Annotated in this window: 22 protein-coding genes; 12 read left to right on the plus strand and 10 right to left on the minus strand. The window is 68.3% G+C overall.

Going from position 1 to position 17,620, the window contains the following annotated elements:
• Window positions 1–125 precede the first annotated feature (125 nt).
• The gene (locus ELY19_RS08015) at window positions 126–1,283 is read left to right on the plus strand and encodes a hypothetical protein (protein WP_126195752.1); all 1,158 of its coding nucleotides are present in this window, start codon (window positions 126–128) and stop codon (window positions 1,281–1,283) included.
• Here the strand turns inward: ELY19_RS08015 and ELY19_RS08020 are convergent.
• From ELY19_RS08020 to ELY19_RS08030, 3 genes are all read right to left on the minus strand, one after another.
• Entirely contained in the window at window positions 1,258–1,881 is a 624-nt protein-coding gene (locus tag ELY19_RS08020; RefSeq protein WP_068526169.1) for a hypothetical protein, read from the minus strand. The two genes, ELY19_RS08015 and ELY19_RS08020, sit on opposite strands and share 26 nt — an antisense overlap.
• On the minus strand, window positions 1,878–2,189 hold the full coding sequence (locus ELY19_RS08025) for an AbrB/MazE/SpoVT family DNA-binding domain-containing protein (protein ID WP_126195753.1): 312 nt from the start codon (window positions 2,187–2,189) through the stop codon (window positions 1,878–1,880). The genes ELY19_RS08020 and ELY19_RS08025 overlap by 4 nt, the downstream gene beginning before the upstream one ends.
• A gap of 364 nt (window positions 2,190–2,553) precedes the next feature.
• The gene (locus ELY19_RS08030; RefSeq protein ID WP_068526167.1) at window positions 2,554–2,907 is read right to left on the minus strand and encodes an Rv2640c family ArsR-like transcriptional regulator; all 354 of its coding nucleotides are present in this window, start codon (window positions 2,905–2,907) and stop codon (window positions 2,554–2,556) included.
• A gap of 95 nt (window positions 2,908–3,002) precedes the next feature.
• On the opposite strand from ELY19_RS08030, the gene ELY19_RS08035 reads away from it, so the two are divergent.
• Window positions 3,003–3,464, plus strand: a complete 462-nt coding sequence (locus ELY19_RS08035) for an ArsI/CadI family heavy metal resistance metalloenzyme (RefSeq protein WP_068526166.1) — start codon at window positions 3,003–3,005, stop codon at window positions 3,462–3,464.
• 168 nt (window positions 3,465–3,632) lie between these two features.
• On the opposite strand, the gene ELY19_RS08040 is transcribed toward ELY19_RS08035, so the two are convergent.
• The 3 genes from ELY19_RS08040 to merA are packed head-to-tail and all read right to left on the minus strand — an operon-like array spanning window position 3,633 to window position 6,210.
• A complete protein-coding gene (locus tag ELY19_RS08040) occupies window positions 3,633–4,088 on the minus strand; it encodes a hypothetical protein (protein WP_126195754.1) in 456 nt (151 codons plus the stop codon).
• On the minus strand, window positions 4,085–4,747 hold the full coding sequence (merB, locus tag ELY19_RS08045; RefSeq protein ID WP_074850279.1) for an organomercurial lyase MerB: 663 nt from the start codon (window positions 4,745–4,747) through the stop codon (window positions 4,085–4,087). Before merB ends, ELY19_RS08040 begins: the two co-directional genes overlap by 4 nt.
• A 38-nt stretch (window positions 4,748–4,785) precedes the next feature.
• Window positions 4,786–6,210 (minus strand): mercury(II) reductase, encoded by a 1,425-nt coding sequence (gene merA / locus ELY19_RS08050; protein WP_068526164.1) that lies wholly within the window; start codon window positions 6,208–6,210, stop codon window positions 4,786–4,788.
• 65 nt (window positions 6,211–6,275) lie between these two features.
• Between merA and ELY19_RS08055 the strand changes: the two genes are divergently transcribed.
• The 7 genes from ELY19_RS08055 to ELY19_RS08085 all read left to right on the plus strand — a co-directional run bounded on the left by ELY19_RS08055 (window position 6,276) and on the right by ELY19_RS08085 (window position 11,401).
• Window positions 6,276–6,665, plus strand: a complete 390-nt coding sequence (locus ELY19_RS08055; RefSeq protein WP_068526163.1) for a heavy metal-responsive transcriptional regulator — start codon at window positions 6,276–6,278, stop codon at window positions 6,663–6,665.
• Window positions 6,666–6,711: 46 nt separating this feature from the next.
• Complete coding sequence (locus ELY19_RS08060) at window positions 6,712–7,086, plus strand: ArsR/SmtB family transcription factor (protein WP_068526162.1); 375 nt, start codon at window positions 6,712–6,714, stop codon at window positions 7,084–7,086.
• Entirely contained in the window at window positions 7,083–8,198 is a 1,116-nt protein-coding gene (arsB, locus tag ELY19_RS08065) for an ACR3 family arsenite efflux transporter (RefSeq protein ID WP_068526161.1), read from the plus strand. Before ELY19_RS08060 ends, arsB begins: the two co-directional genes overlap by 4 nt.
• A complete protein-coding gene (locus tag ELY19_RS08070) occupies window positions 8,198–8,641 on the plus strand; it encodes an arsenate-mycothiol transferase ArsC (protein ID WP_068526160.1) in 444 nt (147 codons plus the stop codon). The genes arsB and ELY19_RS08070 overlap by 1 nt, the downstream gene beginning before the upstream one ends.
• A gap of 43 nt (window positions 8,642–8,684) precedes the next feature.
• Window positions 8,685–9,350, plus strand: a complete 666-nt coding sequence (locus ELY19_RS08075) for an arsenate reductase/protein-tyrosine-phosphatase family protein (protein ID WP_068526159.1) — start codon at window positions 8,685–8,687, stop codon at window positions 9,348–9,350.
• A 105-nt stretch (window positions 9,351–9,455) separates the two neighbouring features.
• Entirely contained in the window at window positions 9,456–10,877 is a 1,422-nt protein-coding gene (locus ELY19_RS08080; protein WP_068526158.1) for an FAD-dependent oxidoreductase, read from the plus strand.
• A gap of 110 nt (window positions 10,878–10,987) precedes the next feature.
• Window positions 10,988–11,401, plus strand: coding sequence for a GNAT family N-acetyltransferase (locus tag ELY19_RS08085; RefSeq protein ID WP_225536086.1), 414 nt, complete (start codon window positions 10,988–10,990; stop codon window positions 11,399–11,401).
• Window positions 11,402–11,423: 22 nt separating this feature from the next.
• Here the strand turns inward: ELY19_RS08085 and ELY19_RS08090 are convergent, their stop codons facing one another.
• The 4 genes from ELY19_RS08090 to ELY19_RS08105 form a co-directional block, all read right to left on the minus strand.
• A complete protein-coding gene (locus ELY19_RS08090) occupies window positions 11,424–11,816 on the minus strand; it encodes a hypothetical protein (protein ID WP_019201608.1) in 393 nt (130 codons plus the stop codon).
• A gap of 129 nt (window positions 11,817–11,945) precedes the next feature.
• Entirely contained in the window at window positions 11,946–12,647 is a 702-nt protein-coding gene (locus ELY19_RS08095; RefSeq protein ID WP_019201609.1) for a hypothetical protein, read from the minus strand.
• 393 nt (window positions 12,648–13,040) lie between these two features.
• Window positions 13,041–15,056 carry a heavy metal translocating P-type ATPase gene (locus ELY19_RS08100; RefSeq protein ID WP_126195755.1) on the minus strand — a complete coding sequence of 672 codons (2,016 nt, stop codon included), beginning with the start codon at window positions 15,054–15,056 and terminating at the stop codon, window positions 13,041–13,043.
• Window positions 15,053–15,472 (minus strand): ArsR/SmtB family transcription factor, encoded by a 420-nt coding sequence (locus ELY19_RS08105; protein WP_051158840.1) that lies wholly within the window; start codon window positions 15,470–15,472, stop codon window positions 15,053–15,055. The genes ELY19_RS08100 and ELY19_RS08105 overlap by 4 nt, the downstream gene beginning before the upstream one ends.
• A 95-nt stretch (window positions 15,473–15,567) precedes the next feature.
• Between ELY19_RS08105 and ELY19_RS08110 the strand changes: the two genes are divergently transcribed.
• From ELY19_RS08110 to ELY19_RS08120, 3 genes are read left to right on the plus strand one after another with little or no spacing between them, the layout of a single operon-like run.
• Window positions 15,568–16,167, plus strand: a complete 600-nt coding sequence (locus tag ELY19_RS08110) for a class I SAM-dependent methyltransferase (protein ID WP_040765948.1) — start codon at window positions 15,568–15,570, stop codon at window positions 16,165–16,167.
• Window positions 16,164–16,946, plus strand: coding sequence for an adenylate/guanylate cyclase domain-containing protein (locus ELY19_RS08115; RefSeq protein WP_068537260.1), 783 nt, complete (start codon window positions 16,164–16,166; stop codon window positions 16,944–16,946). The genes ELY19_RS08110 and ELY19_RS08115 overlap by 4 nt, the downstream gene beginning before the upstream one ends.
• A complete protein-coding gene (locus ELY19_RS08120) occupies window positions 16,943–17,560 on the plus strand; it encodes a cadmium resistance transporter (RefSeq protein ID WP_068526155.1) in 618 nt (205 codons plus the stop codon). Before ELY19_RS08115 ends, ELY19_RS08120 begins: the two co-directional genes overlap by 4 nt.
• The last annotated feature ends 60 nt before the right edge of the window (window positions 17,561–17,620 follow it).

The following is a 17,620-nucleotide window of genomic DNA, read 5'->3' on the forward strand; positions in this document are numbered from 1 at the left end:
TCTTTGGATGACGCCTCCGATGGTAGACGGTGTGCGCGGGTTCGCCAAACACCGGAACGCTGGTGTGGGCGAGCGATGCGGACCTTGGCGTGGTGGCTCATCCACACTGCCTTGAGGAGGCACCGTTGACCAACGACAGTCGCGACTCTGATCGCACAACCGATACCACCAGCACTGAACGGGCTGGAGGTGCCCGGCCCATCCAGGTCGGGCAGCACCGGCTCGAGGGCATGTCGACGGACCTGTTCGTTCAGGTCCCGACGACCTTGATCGACCCGACTCGCGCGCTGATCGCGTCGGAAGGTGTCGGCGCGGTCTACTCCGTGCCGTGGCAGTCCCGGACCCACCGCTCCGCGGTGGCGAGGACCGCGGCGGATCAGACCCGCAAGAAGTGCCCCGAAGCAGCGTTGCTGCTCGACGCGAACCTCTACAGCGGCCGGCAGCGGAAGGTGGCGACGGCGGAGCCGACCCGCGACTGGATCACCGTGCAACGTAGCGCGGGCCTGACGTGGGCATTGACCGATTCCGGCTATGTGGCCAAGGGCGACACCGCTGGGCTGCGGACCACCCTGAAGACGGCGGCCCGCTTCGGTGGACAGGTGATTGCGGCGCTGCCGATCGCGAGCTGGTGGCTTTCGCACGCCGCCGATTCGCTCCGGTCTGAGATCAACGCGCACGGCATCCCCGTGGCGTTGATGGTCGAAGACACCGACGACCCGTTCGACCGGACCAACGTCGTGACCGGGCTGGTGCACGTCCTCACCGCAGATGTCCCGGTGCTGCTCCTGCGCAGTGACACGGCGGGGTTGGGGGCGCTGGCGTACGGCGCCGCAGGCGCGGCGATGGGGTCATCGACCACCTACCGGCACATCTACCCCGACATCGGCGGGGGCGGCACCAGCGGGTCGGTGTCGTTCATCCTCCCGGAGCTTCTCGCGTACACGTCGCTGACCGCGTTCGAGCGGCATTACCTCAAGGACAAGTCCCACGCCGCGTGGTGCTGCGACTGCGCACTCTGCGGTGGACGGGACCTGACCTGGATCCGCACGGCTGACATCCCGAAGGCAGCAGCGTTCTCGCATTCGGTCTCCGCGGTCGCGATGCTCGGTCGCGGTTTGGCCACCGCTATCGCCGCCCACAACGGCCCGCAGGCGTGGACGGCGATGTGCGAGGCCGCCCACGAGAGCAACATCGAGATCGAGAAGCTCACCGGCGGGGACTGGAAGCGCAAACGCGCCCTGTCCGCCTGGATCGGCGCTACGCCGGAGCCGGCTGCGGCGTGATCGGCACCCCTGTCGCGAGGGCGTGAGCGAATAGCCGCTCCTCCCAGTACCGCACCGCGACGATCCGCGGAGGATCGGCAACCTTCGATCCCCGCACCAGTAGTTCCTCGCCGGCGTGAGAGGTATGCACCACGCTCACGTCGGCGAGGTCCGCCGCCGTCAAGCTCAGCGCCGTGGGCCGCCGCTCGGTCAGCACCACGGTCTCGCCGAACCCGCGAAGCTCACTGGCGACATACAGGGCCCTCTTCCACTGCCCGGTGGCGACGAACCCGACGATGCTCAACGGCGCCGCCGGCGGCGCCCCCGCGCCCTCCGCCGGGCACATCTCCCACAGCTCGAGGACCTGCGCGTCGAGCATCGGTCCCGCCCCGGACGACATCCGTTCGGCGACGGTCGACGACCATCGGACCACCGGATACCCGCGAAGCCCCGACAGTTCGGTCCGCGGCAACACCGACACCGAGCTATCGAGGACGAGCTCCGCAGCCGCGACCACGGCCGCGTCGACCAGATCCGCCGGCGCGACGGCAGGGACGTCGAACAGGGGGAGCTGACCCGCCTCTGCGTGGATTGACCGGGTACGTCGCCGCGCCGTCACTGGTCTTCCTCTCCCACGGGCGCGGGCTCCGGCGCGATGACCCGCGACGCGGCGAACAGATGAATGCGGTCCTCCAGGGCCAGGAACGCCACGACGCTCCCAATGTCCAGACCGACCGAGTCGAGGACCGCCGCCGGCAGCGCGATCTGTCGCGACGTCCGCAGCCGCCGCGGACGATCCGGGTTACCTCGTACGGACGGCTTCGTCCCGCGCGGGCCGCGAGTGGGAATGATCTCGACGATCCTCTGGTCGGCGACGACACCGATCCGGACCCACGAAGGCTGCCGCACTCCGGACGCCTTCGCCACCTTCGCTGGGATGGTGATCCGGCGGAAGCTGTCGATCGTCCGGGGACCCGTGGGAAGCATACTGCTGATTTTAGCAGTCAAGGACCGAACAGTCACTGGTACTGCGGATTACAGCGCATGTTCCTCGTGCCGACCGCTGTCCCGCTAAGGCACGGAAGCGCCGTCGTCGAGGGCTTCGAGGACGGCGCGGAGGAACTCAGCCGCAGTGAGGGGGATGCCGCGTTCGCGGAGCTGTTGCTCTAGCTGCTGCTCGATGTGGTCCACGCGTGTCGATCCTGCCGCAGGCGATCGTGCTGGTGCTGTGCCGGGGAGCCTCGCGACGGTGTCGTGCAGCCACTACCTGCGCGCGAGAGGCGCGTTCGCGCTAGCAGCACGTGGCCAGGACGGCCCGGAGCGCTTCAAGGGAGTCAGGTTCGGCCCGGTAGAAGACGTTGATCCCGCGCCGCTCGGAGCTGACGAGGCCGGCCTTCTTGAGCTGGCTCAGGTGGTGACTGACGGTCGCCGACGACAGGCCCACCGTGTCGGCGAGGTCGCCGGTGCTGATTTCGCCTGGACGTGCGGCCATGAGGATCGAGATCAGCTGGATCCGGGCCGGGTCGGCGAGGGCCTTGAGGCGCAGGGCGAGCTCGAGTGCCGCGGCCTCGTCCATCACGCCGGCGGCCAGCGGAGCACAGCAGATCGGGGCGCTGATGTCGACGACGGGGAGCGTCTTGGGCATACGCTTCAATCTACCTACTCGTTGACATATGTCAAAGCGTGGTCTAGAACTGAACGAGCAACAGTTAGATGTATGTCGAAGCCTCGGAGGTTCTCATGTCCCGCGTCCAGCTCGCCCTCAATGTCGATGACCTCGATCAGTCGATCGCGTTCTACACCAAGCTGTTCGGCACGGGCCCGGCGAAGGTCAAGCCCGGTTACGCCAACTTCGCCGTCGCCGACCCGGCGCTCAAGCTGGTCCTGCTGGAGAACCCCGGCCAGGGCGGCAGCATCAACCATCTCGGCGTCGAGGTGGACTCCAGCGACAAGGTGCACGCTGAGATCGCCCGCCTCACCGAGGAGCAGCTGTTCACCGAGGAGGAGATCGGCGCCACCTGTTGCTTCGCCACCCAGGACAAGGTCTGGGTCACCGCCCCCGACGCCGAGCGTTGGGAGGTCTACACCGTCCTCGCTGACGCCGAGACCTTCGACGGCGGACACACTCCGGCGACGACAGCCGAGGACTCCGAAGCGACGCCGGCCGCGTGCTGCACCCCTGCGGCGGCGAACTGCTGCTAGTCCGCCCTCGATCGATGGCCGTCACCGCTTCGGGTGGCGGCCATCGACGCGGTTACCAGAGAGCGCTGGCGCGAAACGCAGTAGCGGGCCGCACTGCGCTGTACCGGCTGGTTCTCGCGGTCGGCGTCCCCCTGGGCGGAGGCTGCGCTGGAGGAGAGGCATCTGCGGTTAGGCGCAGTCGCGTGGGTGGAATCCCTCGATGCGGTCGATCGGGGTAAAGACAGGGCAACCGACTTGGTCGTTTCGGTTGAGGATCACGTTCGATGCCGCCATCACTTCGCAGGCTGCGAGCCCGCGGCTAGCGGCGAGCAGCATGGAAAGCCCGTAGAACGTTGCTGCCGCCGGCGGGGTGAGCGCGAAGAACGCGAAGAAGACCAGCGTGTTAGTGGCCATGGCCCACGCGCCTGTGACCCGCAGTGGTGCCGAATCACGACCCCGAAGTACAACCGCGAGGGTGATCGCGGCAGGGACCAGTGCGACCGCGATGATGAGGTCGATTGTGGAAGGTCCGATGATGATCCCGGCTCCCACGAAAGCGGCACCGATCACTGTCCGGGCGGCGGTGCCCCATCGGCCGATCTCTCTTGTCCTGCGTGCGAGGGGCGATTTCACTGTGTTGGTCATTGGGCGGTTCCTTCGTGCTGATCCGGCGAGCAGCATCCGGCCTGTCGGGCTGTGTCCGGGCTGATGAGCGCTTGTTCAGCGAGAGCTTTCCCGAGGGCGTGCGCGTGGGTGATGTCGAGGAGTTGGTTGCCGGGATTTTCGCGCGTCCACGTTTGGGCATCGTGTGGGGAGGCGAAGAAGTGCACTTGGTTGCAGAACGACGTTCGAAGCGAGCTGAGGTCATCGGGGTCGACGAGCGATAGCACTGCGGTGTCGGGTTCGATGCTGGTCACGGTGTCTGCCGTGACAGAGATTCTGATCGTTTGACCGCTCGCGGGTGAGGTCGACTCGATGGTGGCTGACTGGTTTAGGAGTGTGGGGAAGATCAGGGTGTCGAGTGCGCACCACGTGAACAGTTCGTGACCTGCGACGGTGAACCGATGCGGGGTCGGACGGAGGGTCAGTCCTTGCCCGACTATTTGGTCGCGATCGTCGTATTCGGTGTCGGAAACGGATTGGAGTCGTTCCCGTACATCGGGTTCCGACAGTCCGGCCGCAGCTGCTAAGTCCTCTACGCTGACGGGGTTTCCCTTGGAGAGGAGCCTGAGTAGGGGAACCAGGACTGCCGGATCGAGGCCGGACCCCTCGGGGGTGATGAGTCGATCGAGTGGATTGGTCATTGTCTGGGACTTCGCTTGCGGATCGGTGGAATCAGGAATTAGGAAGCGCAGCAGGAGAGCTGGGCGATGTCGGTGCTGAAGGATTGTGCGGCGATTTTGATGCCCTCGGCCATGGTCAGGTAGGGCGCCCATGTCCGGGCGACCTGCTCGACGGTCATCCTTGCTTCGAGGATGTAGACCCCAGCGGCGGCGATCTCGCCGGCACTATTCGCGACCGCCGAAATTCCGAGGACTCGATGACTATCGGAGTCTGCGATGAGCTTGATGAAGCCTCGGGTATCTCGGTCAACTTGGGCCCGGGGTACGTGAGTGAGCGGAAGAAGCGAGCTCGTGTACCGGATTCCGCTTGCGAGGGCCTGCGTCTCGGTCATACCGACGCTCCCGATTGCCGGACTGGTGAACATCACGCGCGGCAGGTGCGTGTAGTCCAACGACCGCGGGGTCTGTCCGAACATGTTGTCGGCGACCGTTGTGCCTTGCGCGGCTGCGACATAGACGAACTCGGGATGGCCGGTCACATCGCCCGCTGCCCACACACGCGGGTTTGATGTTCTGAGCTGATTCGACACGAGGATCGCGCCGCTGGTGCTCGTGTCGACTCCAACCGTCTCCAGATTCAAACCTCTAGTATTCGGGGTTCTGCCCGTCGCGACGAGCAGCTTCGCCGCACGGAAGTCGCCTTGTCCACCAGGGCTGGAGGCGGTCACGACGACCTCACCCGCCTCGGTGTCGACCGAGGTCGCGGTCGCGAGCTGCACTACCTCGATGTGCTCGTCAGCGAGCGCTTCCAGGAGAGCATCTGCGACGTCAGCATCTTCGGCCGAAGCGATCCTGGACCGCACCAAAACGGTTACCTTCGCCCCCAGTCGCGCGAAGAGTTGCGCCTGCTCGAGCGCGATGAACCCGCCGCCGATCACTAGGAGTGATTCCGGGACTGCGGTCAACTCCATCGCGGTCGTCGACGTCAGGTAGTCGACCAGATTGAGTCCGGGAATCGACGGAATCGACGGTTGGGCCCCTGTTGCCACCAAGTACCGTCGAGCAATTATCGTCTCGGTAGTCCCATCGGGAGCTGTGACCACCAGCGATGGCGCTGCCCGCGTTCCCGCGAACGCGGCCGCACCCTGGACGCGGCGCCAGCCGTACGAGTCCGCAACGGCAACGTACTTCTCTGACCGCATCGACTCTGCCAAGCGCCGTGTCCCCGCCGCCAGGGCGGCCATATCTACCGGCACGGCGGTCGCACCGACCCCCGGGAACCGGCCAGCATCAGAGACCGTGTGCTGTGCCTGCGCCGCGGCGATCAACGCCTTCGACGGCACGCAACCGGTATTCACACAGGTGCCGCCGAAAGTGCCTCGCTCGATCATCACCACGGACTTGCCCATGGCTGTTGCGCGGATCGCCGCCGCCATCGCTGCAGCACCCGAACCAACGATCGCAAGATCAAACTCTTCACTCATGTCACCATCATCAACCCTCCAGTACCCTTGAAGGTCAAGCCCAGAATCCGGACAGGGAGGACCCGATGCGGATCGGAGAACTCGCCCGCAAATCTGGCGCCACGCCATCGACGCTGCGGTACTACGAGGAAGCGGGGCTCCTCCCTGAACCGGGACGTACCGCCGGTGGATACCGCAACTACACCCCCGACGCCATCGGCATCGTGCAATTCATCAAGAGGGGGCAGGCGGCGGCACTCACTCTCGCGCAAGTCAAAAGAATCATCGACATACGCGGCACCGGCCAAGCCCCATGTGATCACGTACGCGACCAGCTAGACAGGTCGATCCACCACCTCGATCAACAGATCGCGGAACTGATCGCACTGCGCGACAACATCACCCACCTACGCCAAGCTGCCGAACACACCGATCCGAAGTCGTGCGCTAGCGAAGATATCTGTCGCTACCTATAACCCAGACACGCTTGTGTCCAACATCGATATCTGTCAATATTGATGTGTGTCGAATTCGATTCCGTTGACCGATGTGACCGTGCGGTGCTCACCGCTGGTCCGTGAGCCTCTGTCGGAGGGGCAGTCCGTCGACCTCGCGGCGGTGTTCAAGGCCCTGGCCGACCCGGTCCGGCTGCGCCTGTTCAGCCTGATCGCCAGCCACGAGGGAGGCGAGGCTTGCGTGTGTGACATCTCGCCGGCGGTGGACGTCTCGCAACCGACGATCTCGCACCACCTCAAGGTCCTCAAGACCGCAGGCCTGCTCGAGTCCGAGCGCCGCGCCTCGTGGGTGTACTACCGCGTCATCCCCGAAGTCCTGTCCTCGCTCGCCGGGATCCTGCAGTCCGGTGACCCCGCCATCTCGTTGGAGGTTCTTTCGTGACCAGCCCCGCCCCGACGACTGAGCATCAGCCGGTCGTCGGCAAGCTCTCCACCCTCGACCGGTTCCTGCCGGTGTGGATCGGTGTCGCCATGGTCGCCGGCCTGCTGCTCGGCCGGATGATCCCCGGGCTGAACACCGCGCTGGAGAAGATCCAGGTCGACGGTGTCTCGCTGCCGATCGCCCTGGGCCTGTTGATCATGATGTACCCGGTGCTGGCGAAGGTCCGCTACGACCGCCTCGACACCGTCACCGGCGACCGCAAGCTCCTGCTCGGCTCCCTCTTCCTGAACTGGATCCTGGGCCCGGCGCTGATGTTCGCACTCGCCTGGATCTTCCTGCCCGACCTGCCCGAGTACCGCACCGGCCTAATCATCGTCGGCCTCGCCCGGTGCATCGCCATGGTGATCATCTGGAACGACCTCGCCTGCGGCGACCGCGAAGCCGCAGCCGTCCTCGTGGCGCTGAACTCGGTGTTCCAGGTGATCATGTTCGCCGTCCTCGGCTGGTTCTACCTCTCGATCCTGCCCGGCTGGCTCGGCCTCGAACAGACCACCATCAGCACCTCGCCCTGGCAGATCGCCAAATCCGTGCTGATCTTCCTCGGCATCCCGCTCCTCGCCGGCTACCTCTCCCGCCGAATCGGAGAGAAGACCAAGGGCCGCGACTGGTACGAAACGAAGTTCCTCCCCCGGATCGGACCATGTGCCCTCTACGGGCTGCTGTTCACCATCGTCATCCTGTTCGCCCTGCAGGGCGAGCAGATCACCTCCCGCCCGTGGGACGTCGCCCGTATCGCCCTGCCGCTGCTGGTGTACTTCGCCGTGATGTGGGGCGGCGGGTACCTGCTCGGCGCCGTCATGGGACTCGGCTACGAGCGCACCACCACGCTCGCGTTTACCGCCGCCGGCAACAACTTCGAGCTCGCCATCGCCGTCGCGATCGCCACCTACGGCGCCACCTCCGGCCAAGCCCTCGCGGGCGTCGTCGGGCCGCTCATCGAGGTCCCCGTCCTGGTCGGCCTGGTCTATGTCTCGCTGGCCCTGCGCAAGCGCTTCCCGCTGACCCCGTCCTCCACCGCCGCGACCGCGGATCCGTCCAGGAGTGTGAACTGATGTCCGACAATACGATCACCGCCGACACCGAATCGGCCACGCCGAGCGTGTTGTTCGTGTGCGTGAAGAACGGCGGCAAGTCCCAGATGGCCGCCGGCCTGATGCGCAAGACCGTCGGCGATGCCGTCGAGGTGCACTCGGCCGGCACCAAGCCCGGCTCCGTGGTCAACGGCCTGTCCGCCGAGTCGCTGGCTGAGGTCGGTGTCGACATCACCGGCGAGACCCCGAAACCGATCGACCCGGCGCTGCTCGCCCGGGTGGACCTGGTGGTCACTCTCGGCCGGGAAGCCGTCGTCGACACCCCGGACGGTGTCGCGTTGGTCAACTGGGATACCGACGAGCCGTCGGAGCGGGGCATCGACGGGATCGAGCGGATGCGCCTCGTGCGCGACGACATCGCCGCCCGCGTCACCGCGCTGGCAGCCGAACTCACCACCCGGTAGCGACCGAGCAGGCCGGGAAGCCCGAGAAGCGGGAGAAAGTCGGATGAACGCCAACGCCACGACCGAGTCGGCCGGAACACCGGAACTGCTGATGCCCCAGGCCCTGCTGGCGCGGACCGCGGAGCGGCTCGCCGCCCAGTACCGCGGGATCGTCTCCGAGCAGACCGTCGAACGGGTCGTCTTCGAGTCCTACACCGCGCTGCGGCGCACCGCCCGCATCCACACTCACCTGGTGACTCTCGCCGGCCGGTTCGCCGCCGAGCGTCTCGCCGCCCTGGCGCAGTCGACCGGTGCGAGCACCAAGACCGTGCCCGAGGTGCTGTTCATCTGCGTCCACAACGCGGGCCGCTCGCAGATGGCTGCCGCGCTCCTGACACACCACGCGGCCGGGGCGGTGCACGTACGCTCCGCCGGGTCGCTGCCTGCTGCGGTGATCAACCCGATCGTCGAGCAGGCCATGACCGAGGTCGGGCTCGACCTGGCCGCTGAGTTTCCCAAGCCTCTCACCGACGACGTGGTCGCGGCCGCGGACGTGGTGATCTCCATGGGCTGCGGCGACGCCTGCCCGGTCTACCCGGGCAAGCGGTACCTGGACTGGCAGGTCGCCGACCCCGACAACCACCCCATCGAGACCGTCCGCCTGATCCGTGACGACCTCGACCGCCGCGTCAAAGACCTCCTCGCCGAGCTCCATCCCACGATCACCTGACCCACCCCTTTGATCGACGTGCTCGACGGCCCCGCTCACCGCCGTCAGTGCCGCTGTGCCTGCTCACACCTCATTTGCCTGTTCTTGGAAGGGAACCGACACCCCATGTCTGCACGCAAGATCATCGCCATCGGCGGATCGGACGCCGGGATCTCCGCCGCCCTGCGGGCCCGCGAACTCGACCCCACCAGCGAGGTCACCGTGGTCGTCGCCGACGCCTACCCGAACTTCTCCATCTGCGGCATCCCGTACTACGTCTCCGGCGAGGTCACCCACTGGAGCAACCTCGCCCACCGCACCGCCGCCGACCTCGCCGCCACCGGCATGACCGTGCACACCGACACCAGAGCTACCGCGATCGATCCGGCCGGACACCGCCTGACCGTCACCGGCCCGGACGGCGCCGCCCGGGACCTCGACTACGACGTCCTCGTCATCGGCACCGGCGCTGTGTCCGTGCGGCCGCCGATCACCGGCCTCGACCACCTCGGCCCCGCTGACGGCGTGCACCTGCTGCACTCGATGGGCGACACCTTCGCCGTGATGAACACCCTCACCACGAAGGACCCGAAGACCGCGATCATCATCGGCGCCGGCTACATCGGCCTGGAAATGGCCGAAGGTCTCACTGCCCGCGGCATCACCGTCACCCAGATCGAAGCCCTCCCTGAGGTGCTCCCCACTGTCGAACCCGAACTCGGCGCCCTCGTCCACGATGAACTGGTCCGCAACCGGGTCGACGTCCGCACCCACACCCTGGTCACCGCGGTCGACCGCACCGACACCGGCGCCCTGACCGTCACCACCAGCAGTGACGGCCAGAGCGATCACCTCACCGCCGATCTCGTGCTCGTCGTCGTGGGCGTGCGCCCCGACACCGACCTCGCTGCCGCAGCGGGCGCGCAGCTCGGCATCAAGAACACGATCGCCGTCGACGAGCAGATGCGCACCAATCTGTCCGACGTCTTCGCCGCCGGCGACGCCGTGCACACCCACCACCGCCAGCTCGGCATCACCTGGCTCCCGCTCGGCACCACCGCGCACAAGCAGGGCCGCGTCGCCGGCGAGAACGCCCTCGGCGGCACCGCCCGCTACACCGGCTCCCTCGGCACCCAGGTCGTGAAGATCTTCGACCTCGTCGCCGCCCGCACCGGCCTCAAAGAGACCGAAGCCCTTGCCGCCGACCGCGGCTGGGTGCCGGTGTCGACGACCTCCACACCGGACGATCACAAGGCCTACTACCCGGGTGCCACCCCCATCAGCATCCGGATCACCGGCGACCAGAACACCGGCGCACTACTCGGTGCCCAGCTCATCGGGCACCGCACGGCCGAGATCTCCAAGCGCGTCGACACCTACGCCACCGCCCTGCACCACGGCATGAGCGTCGACGCCCTCTCCGAGCTCGACCTGTCCTACACCCCGCCCCTCGGGTCCCCGTGGGACGCCGTGCAGGTCGCCGCCCAGAACTGGGTCCGCGAGCACCAGCTGCACCATCAGCGCAGCGTCCTTAGCCTGAACAGGTGACCACCAGCCCCCACGACTCAACCGGGTCCGCCGCACGAGCGGCGGACCCGGCGATCGTTGCGATGCGGCCCGAGCATGGGCCACAGGTCCTCGCGATTTACCAAGCCGGCATGGACACCGGCAACGCCACCTTCGAAACCGCCGCACCCGGCTGGACGGACTTCGACCAACGACACCTACCTGAGCACCGCGTCGTCGCCCTCGCCCCAGGTGGGCAGGTCGCCGGGTGGGTTGCAGCGGCGCCCGTCTCGGGGCGCTGCGTCTACGCCGGCGTCATCGAGCACAGCGTCTACGTCGACTCCGGCCACGCCGGGCAGGGCATCGGAGCCGCGCTGTTGCAGGCCCTCATCCAGTCCGCCGACGCTGCCGGGGTGTGGACCATCCAGACCGGGATCTTCCCCGAGAACCACGCCAGCCTCGCCCTGCACCGGCGCGCCGGATTCCGCACCGTCGGCACCCGCGAACGCATCGGCCAACGCGACGGCCGCTGGCGCGACGTCGTCCTCATCGAACGACGCAGCTGACTGCCGCCTACACCTACCGGACTCAGCCGGCGTCACCGACTTCAGAACCGTCTGGTTCTTCATCCGCCAGCTCTGGGGCGCGGGTGATCGACACGATCACCGACGAGCGGCGGAACTGCTCGGTGTCGAAGGGGCTCGCGGGATCGTCGAACCAGACCAGTGACTGGTCACCGACACGCGGCCAGCGGGTGACCCTTGTGATCCGGTGCGCGATGCCGTCGTAGTCGAACGCCCCAGACGGGCTGGCGGGGCCGGGACGACGCGTGTACGTCAACGCATCCAGGTCCCACAGGTGCGTTGATCCCTGCGAGGCCACCACCCACCGGCCGCGCATACCGTCCGTGAGCTCATCCACCGTCTCCGACGGTGGATCGTTGCCGTCGGGCGGCTGCTGGACATCCGGTTCATCCGTCATGGGACTCCTCGTATAGGGGTATAGGGTCAGGCTCACTGTCCCGAACGCTAGGCGGAGTTGATTTGGGGCGCCGCTGCCGGGTGCGCCCATGATTTTGGGCCTGGGGTTCGCGTGCCGTCCTTGGCGGATCTACTCGGCGGGCTCGAGGACGCGAGGATGGATCAGTTCGATCCGCGGGACGTGGATCTCGGCTCCACCGAGAACCCGCACACGGGGCCACTCGCCGTCGACCATCGTCAGGCCGGCCTGGGCGGGAGTGAGGCCGTCCTCGGTGGGGATCAAGCACGCCTCGCCAGGCCCGGCCTTGCACCCCGGACAACCGGTCTTGGTCTCGATGGCGATACGCGACTTCTCCAGCTCGAGCTTCTCGTCGTCGGTGGCATGGCGCCAGCAACCGAACCCGTCCTGGTGGCCCACTCCGGCCTGATACAGCGGCCGCATCTGACACGGTTTCCCGTTCGTCTTCGGCCGCAGGCACTTCCTCTTGAGGCTGCGGTCGAGGTCGTCCTTCTTGGCCTTGATCCGCTCGACGTTGAGAGCCATCTGCGTCAGGTAGTCAGCGGTGTTGTCGCCGGCCGCCTCGTACAGCGCGAACACCTGCCGCGGAGACCGGGCGCCGGTCCAGCGCCGGCCGTCCGACCCATACACCGCCACGGGAAGCTTACGTGCGACGATGCCGATCGCGACCTCGATGTAGTGTGCCAGGCCAGTGGTCTCGGGAGTGTTGACGACCCGCTCGGGACAGATGGCGATGCCGTACTCGCTCTCGATCCGCGCGGCCTCGCGGTTGAACCCGGCGACGGCGATCTCCACCTGCCGCAATGCCGTCATCAGCGGTGTGTGATCCAGCGGTGCGGGCGCGGGCTTCGGGCGAGGGGTGCGGTTGCGATCTGATCTCCGGGACATTGGTACAAGCGTGCCAGTAACCAATTCGGAGGTTGCTCGACGGTGGCCCGCCGCTTGGTAGGAGCGGTGTGCGAAATGCGCGCGCGAAATACCAGGGACATCCCTCGAACCCAAACGAACGGACCGAGCCGCGCATGTTTCGGTGACGGCGAGCAGAGCACCGAGCACAAGCGACTGTCCTTCCTCGGTGTCCCCTGAAATCCCGAAGGACACCGAGCAGCTCACCCGCCCGGACCTGAGTCCGCGAACGCAAGCCGCACCGCCCGCAGACCGCACTGATCCCGCCCCAGTACCCGCGCGGAGGCCCGTGGCGTGGCGCTACACCGCTTGCTGAATCGTCGGCCGCCGGCTCGTTGCTGGGGGAGCCGGCGGGAGCGCGGTGACGCGGCCGGCGCGGACGCCGTTGGCGATGACGACGATCTCGGCGAGTTCGTGGACGGCGACGACGGCGGCGAGGCCGAGGACGCCGAACAGTGCGAGCGGGATGAGGATCGCGATCAGCCCGAGGGACAGGGCCACGTTCTGCAGCATGATGTTCCGGGCCCGGCGGGCGTGATCGAGGGCCTGCGGCAGGGTCCGTAGGTCCTCACCCATGAGCGCGATGTCGGCAGTTTCGATCGCGACGTCCGAGCCCATGGCGCCCATGGCGATGCCGAGGTCCGCGGTGGCGAGGGCGGGGGCGTCGTTGACGCCGTCGCCGACCATCGCGGTGAACCGGTCTTTGCGGAGCTCGCCGATGATCCGGGCCTTGTCCTCGGGCCGCAGGTCGGCGTGTACGTCGTCGATCCCGGCGATCTTCGCCAGGGCGGTGGCGGTGGCGGTGTTGTCGCCGGTGAGCATCGCGACGGTGGCGCCGCCGCGGTGCAGGTGATCGATGACCTCGCGGGCTTCAGGACGCAGCTCGTCGCGGACGGCGACCGCCCCGATGACCTGCCCGTCGTCTTCGACGAGGACCGCGGTGGCGCCGCCGGCTTGCATGGCCGCGACCCGCGCTGCAAGTGGGCCCGGGTCGATCCAGCCGGGCCGGCCGAGCCGGGCGGGCCGCCCGTCGACGAGCCCGGTCAGCCCGGCCCCGGGGACGGCCTGCACATCGACCGCCGCCGGTATGCGGTCGCCATTGGCGGTGAGGATCGCCCGGGCGAGGGGATGTTCACTGTGGGCTTCGAGCGCCGCGGCGACGGCGAGCACCCGGTCCTGTTCCGGCGACCGGACGCCCGAGCCGAGGTCGCTCGCCTCGACGGAGGGGCCGGCCGGGTCGGTGGCCGGGTCGGTGATGGTGGCGATGTCGACGACGGCGGGGCGGTTCGCGGTCAGGGTGCCGGTCTTGTCGAGGGCGACCGTCCGCACCCGGCCGAGGGCCTCGAGGGCGGCGCCGCCCTTGACCAGGACGCCGATCTTGCTGGCGGCGCCGATCGCGGCGACGACGGTGACGGGGACGGAGATCGCCAGTGCGCAGGGGGAGGCGGCGACCAGCACGACCAGGGCCCGTTCGATCCACGTTGCGGGGTCACCGAGCAGGGACCCGAGGATCGCGATCGCGGCGGCGAAGATCATGATCGCCGGGACCAGGGGCTTGGCGATGGTGTCGGCGAGGCGTTGTGCGTCGCCCTTGCGGGACTGTTCGGCCTCGACGATCTGCACGATCTTGGCCAGCGAGTTGTTCTCCGCGGTGGTGGTGACTTCGACCGTGAGGGCGCCGGTGCCGTTGATCGTCCCGGCGAACACCTCGTCGCCGGGTCCGGCCTCGACGGGCACGGATTCGCCGGTGATCGCCGAGACGTCCAGGGCGGTGCGGCCGTCGCGGATCACGCCGTCGGTGGCGATCCGCTCGCCGGGCTTGACCAGCATCCGGTCTCCGACCGCCAGCTCGGCCGGGGAGATGGTGGCCGGGGTGCCGTCGCGCAGGACGGTCGCGGTGTCGGGGACGAGGTTGAGCAGCGCCCGCAGGCCGCGGCGGGTCCGTGAGACGGCGTACTCCTCGAGGCCCTCGCTGATGGCGAACAGCACGGCGAGCATCGCCGCCTCGCCGACCTCGCCGAGGATCACCGCGCCGACGGCGGCGATCGTCATCAGTGTCCCGACGCCGATCTTGCCCTGGGCCAGGCGCCGCAGCGTGGACGGCACGAAAGTCCACGCCCCGATCAGCAGCGCGATCCACTCCAGCACCAGTGACAGGCGCTGCGGGCCGCCGGCCCACCCGACGATGTATGCGGCGAGTAGGAACACCGCCGCGGCCGCGGCGGCCTGCAATTCCCGCACCTGCCACCACTGCCCGGGAGCCTGCTCGTCCTCGCCGGCGGGCTCGTCGTGCCCGCAGCCGCACGCGTCACTCATCGCCGCACCACCTTCGCCGCCGAAGCCTCCTCGGTCGTCACAGCGTCCGGGCTGCAGCAGGTGGCGCTGTCGGTGCCGTAGTTCGGGCACAACGCGACCGCGTTGCCGGTCGCCGCGAGCAGCGTCTCCGCCGCCGCGAGCAGGTCCATCAGCTCCGGGCGGGCGAGGCTGTAGAACACCTGCCGCCCCTGCGGGCGGCCCTGCACCAGACCGCAGTCCCGCAGGCACGCCACGTGCGCCGACACCGTCGACTGCGCCAGGCCCAGCTCGGCCATCAGGTCCGCCACCCGGGCCTCGCCACCGTGGGCAAGCCGCGTCGCGATCGCCAGCCGGGTCCCGTCGGAGAGGCTGTGGAACAACGCGACCGCGGGATCGAGCTGCGCGCCCGTCGCCACCGAACACTCATTCATCGTCATACGACGATGATAGCGGTATTCTGTGGTGTAATCGAGTTCTCGCGAGGAACAGGCCGCCGATCGGTGGCCGTGAGCGGTGTTGGGAGCTGCTGGGTATGCCATCGATGTCGACGATCGAGTCCCTGTTCTGCCGCAGCACGCCGTGGGAGGCAGCGACACGGCGGTGGGTGTTGCCGTGGGCCTTGCAGGGCGTGCGCCCTACGGGGAGGGTGCTGGAGATCGGCGGCGGCGGCGGCGCGATGGCCGCGCAGCTGCTGGCGGCGAGCGCCCCTGCGGATCAGGTGCAGCTCACCGTCACCGACTTCGACCCGGTGATGGTCGCCGCCGCGCAGGATCGGTTGCAGCGCTTCGGTGACCGAGCGCAGGCGAGGGTGGCCGACGCCGCCGCGTTGCCCTTCGGCGACGACGAGTTCGACACCGTCGTCTCGTTCATCATGTTGCACCACGTCGTCGACTGGGAGCAGGCCCTCCGCGAAGCCGTCCGGGTGCTGCGCCCCGGCGGAACCCTGGTCGGCTACGACCTGCTCGGCACCGCGCCGGCGCGGATCCTGCACCGGCTCGAAGGCGCACCGCACCGGTTCATCGACCGCGGCCAGCTGCGCCCGCACCTGGCAGGCCTGCCGCTGCGGGAGGTCACCGTCCGGGAGAACGCGGCACTGACCCGCTTCCGCGCGACCCGCACCGCAGGCCGATGACCACGCCAGGGCCCGAACACCGGCTCGGCCGCGGCCATCACCACGGTGCGCGGCCCGAGCTGGACGGCCTCGAACAGGTGGAGGTCGCCGTGGCATTCGTCGACCTCGCCGGCTACAGCGTGCTCACCGAGATGTGCGGCGACCACGAAGCCGCCGAGCTTGCGCTCCGGTTGGCTGAGCACGCCCGTCGAGCCCTGCACCCGCAGGCCCGGCTGGTCAAGACCATCGGCGATGCGGTGATGCTCACCGCCGACACCACCGATGCGATGCTGGCCACGATCACCGCGCTCGCCGGGCACGCCGCCGACGAGGACGGATTCCTCGCCCTCCGCGCCGGAATCCACCACGGCACCGCCCTCCGACGCGACGGCGACCTGTACGGGCACGCGGTCAACATCGCCGCCCGCATCACCGCCCTCGCCGGCGCCGGCCACGCCGTCCTCACCGACCCGCTCCTGCCCGCCGCCACCCGCGCCGGTGTGCCCACCACCGCCCTCGGCCCGCGAAACCTGCGCAACATCAGCACCCCAATCGAACTGCACAGCATCACCTTCACCGACACCCGGCACCCGCACGACCCGATCTGCGGCGCCCGCATCGACCCGGCGACCGCCCCCGCACACCGGCACACCGACACCGGCCGATGGTGGTTCTGCTCAGCCGACTGCGCCCGCCGATTCGACCGCGCGACCGCCCCGGCCACCACCACTGCCGCTGCGACGACCTCCGTCACGTCACCCGCCGGGTCAGCGCTCACATCACGGGCAGGTGGCCGGTGATGATCTCGACCGTGCTGCAAGCCGTGGGCCTGTTCGTGGCCACCAACATCGACGACATCATCGTGATCTCCCTGTTCTTCGCCCGCGGCGCGGGCCAGCGGCACCTGACGGCCAAGATCACCGCCGGGCAGTACCTCGGATTCGCCGGCATCCTCGCTGCCGCAGTGCTGATCGCCCTCGGCGCCGGCGCCTTCCTCCCCGTCGCGGCGATCCCGTACTTCGGGCTCGTCCCCCTGATCCTGGGGCTGCGGGCAGCGTGGTCGAGCTGGCGCGAATACCGCGGCAGCGGCAGCGGCGATGGTGACTGCGCGACGGGGAAGGGGGCGGGCAACGCGGTCGGCGTCCTGGGCGTGGCGGGCGTGACCTTCGCCAACGGCGGCGACAACATCGGCGTGTACGTGCCCGTCTTCGCCAGCATCAACCACACCGCGATCGCCGCCTACTGCGTGGTCTTCGTGATCTTGGTGGGGGCACTGGTGTCCATTGCCCGGTACGTCGCCACCCGCCGCCGCATCGCCGAGATCCTCGAACGAGGGGAAAGCGTGCTGTTTCCCCTGGTGCTGATCACCCTCGGGGTCATCATCCTCGTCTCGGGCGGCGCATTCGGCCTGTAGGCAGGGTGGTCGGGGTCGCAGTGCGTCGGCACGGATCCATCGCTTCCCCGGGGTTGTGGG

Origin of the sequence: Tsukamurella paurometabola, assembly GCF_900631615.1 — a bacterium.
Taxonomy (GTDB): Bacteria; Actinomycetota; Actinomycetes; order Mycobacteriales; family Mycobacteriaceae; genus Tsukamurella; species Tsukamurella paurometabola_A.

Excerpts from the sequence above, each read along its gene's own strand:
- ELY19_RS08055 (WP_068526163.1), top strand. The coding sequence starts at position 6,276 with ATGCGGATCGGAGAACTCGCCCGCAAATCTGGCGCCACGCCATCGACG.
- merB (WP_074850279.1), bottom strand. The coding sequence starts at position 4,747 with ATGACCAATCCACTCGATCGACTCATCACCCCCGAGGGGTCCGGCCTC.
- ELY19_RS08090 (WP_019201608.1), bottom strand. The coding sequence starts at position 11,816 with ATGACGGATGAACCGGATGTCCAGCAGCCGCCCGACGGCAACGATCCA.
- ELY19_RS08030 (WP_068526167.1), bottom strand. The coding sequence starts at position 2,907 with ATGCCCAAGACGCTCCCCGTCGTCGACATCAGCGCCCCGATCTGCTGT.
- ELY19_RS08040 (WP_126195754.1), bottom strand. The coding sequence starts at position 4,088 with ATGACCAACACAGTGAAATCGCCCCTCGCACGCAGGACAAGAGAGATC.
- ELY19_RS08115 (WP_068537260.1), top strand. The coding sequence starts at position 16,164 with ATGACCACGCCAGGGCCCGAACACCGGCTCGGCCGCGGCCATCACCAC.
- ELY19_RS08075 (WP_068526159.1), top strand. The coding sequence starts at position 8,685 with ATGAACGCCAACGCCACGACCGAGTCGGCCGGAACACCGGAACTGCTG.
- ELY19_RS08085 (WP_225536086.1), top strand. The coding sequence starts at position 10,988 with ATGGACACCGGCAACGCCACCTTCGAAACCGCCGCACCCGGCTGGACG.
- ELY19_RS08105 (WP_051158840.1), bottom strand. The coding sequence starts at position 15,472 with ATGACGATGAATGAGTGTTCGGTGGCGACGGGCGCGCAGCTCGATCCC.
- ELY19_RS08095 (WP_019201609.1), bottom strand. The coding sequence starts at position 12,647 with ATGACGGCATTGCGGCAGGTGGAGATCGCCGTCGCCGGGTTCAACCGC.
- ELY19_RS08080 (WP_068526158.1), top strand. The coding sequence starts at position 9,456 with ATGTCTGCACGCAAGATCATCGCCATCGGCGGATCGGACGCCGGGATC.
- merA (WP_068526164.1), bottom strand. The coding sequence starts at position 6,210 with ATGAGTGAAGAGTTTGATCTTGCGATCGTTGGTTCGGGTGCTGCAGCG.
- ELY19_RS08035 (WP_068526166.1), top strand. The coding sequence starts at position 3,003 with ATGTCCCGCGTCCAGCTCGCCCTCAATGTCGATGACCTCGATCAGTCG.
- ELY19_RS08070 (WP_068526160.1), top strand. The coding sequence starts at position 8,198 with ATGTCCGACAATACGATCACCGCCGACACCGAATCGGCCACGCCGAGC.
- ELY19_RS08110 (WP_040765948.1), top strand. The coding sequence starts at position 15,568 with ATGCCATCGATGTCGACGATCGAGTCCCTGTTCTGCCGCAGCACGCCG.
- ELY19_RS08100 (WP_126195755.1), bottom strand. The coding sequence starts at position 15,056 with ATGAGTGACGCGTGCGGCTGCGGGCACGACGAGCCCGCCGGCGAGGAC.